Source organism: Aeromonas sp. S15(2024), from assembly GCF_041402265.1.
In the GTDB taxonomy this organism is placed as follows: Bacteria; Pseudomonadota; Gammaproteobacteria; order Enterobacterales; family Aeromonadaceae; genus Aeromonas; species Aeromonas dhakensis.
Genome location: NZ_JBGLQY010000028.1, coordinates 1 through 536 on the forward strand (window position 1 = coordinate 1; position 536 = coordinate 536).

1 tRNA gene and 1 rRNA gene are annotated in these 536 nt (G+C 46.6%); both read left to right on the forward strand.

The annotated features are described in order from the left end of the window. Nucleotides 1–61: ribosomal RNA gene (locus ACB033_RS22625) — 16S ribosomal RNA — on the forward strand; the annotation flags it as partial. Nucleotides 62–286: 225 nt separating this feature from the next. Next, nucleotides 287–362 (forward strand) — tRNA-Glu (locus ACB033_RS22630). Nucleotides 363–536 lie beyond the last annotated feature (174 nt).

Genomic DNA, 536 nt, shown 5'->3' on the forward strand with positions numbered 1-536 from the left:
GACTGGGGTGAAGTCGTAACAAGGTAACCCTAGGGGAACCTGGGGTTGGATCACCTCCTTACCTTAAGATGACGAAGTTGTTGAGTGTTCACACAGATTGCCTTGATTCAAAGTAGTTAGAGCAAAGACCTGATGCGAAAGCGTCAGTGCTTATTCAACTTCGGTTGAATGAGAGAAGCCCTGTCATTGGGTTTTGGGATGTGAATAATGGCGCTCGGCCTCGCAGGCTCGGCACTCGCCATTACCCAAAATCTGCACTGCTAGCGCAGCGCAAAGATGATTTTGGGTCCCCTTCGTCTAGAGGCCTAGGACACCGCCCTTTCACGGCGGTAACAGGGGTTCGAATCCCCTAGGGGACGCCACTTCTCTTGCTTAAGAATGCAGACATAAGCAGTCATGCTTATGTCTGTTTTCTTCGGAAAACATGCTCTTTAACAATCTGGAAAGCTGATTTAAAAAGTAGTTCTCAAACATTTGTTACAAGTGCTTTGGAAACTTCTTGGCGAAAACCAAATTTTATTTGGTCCTTGTTGTAC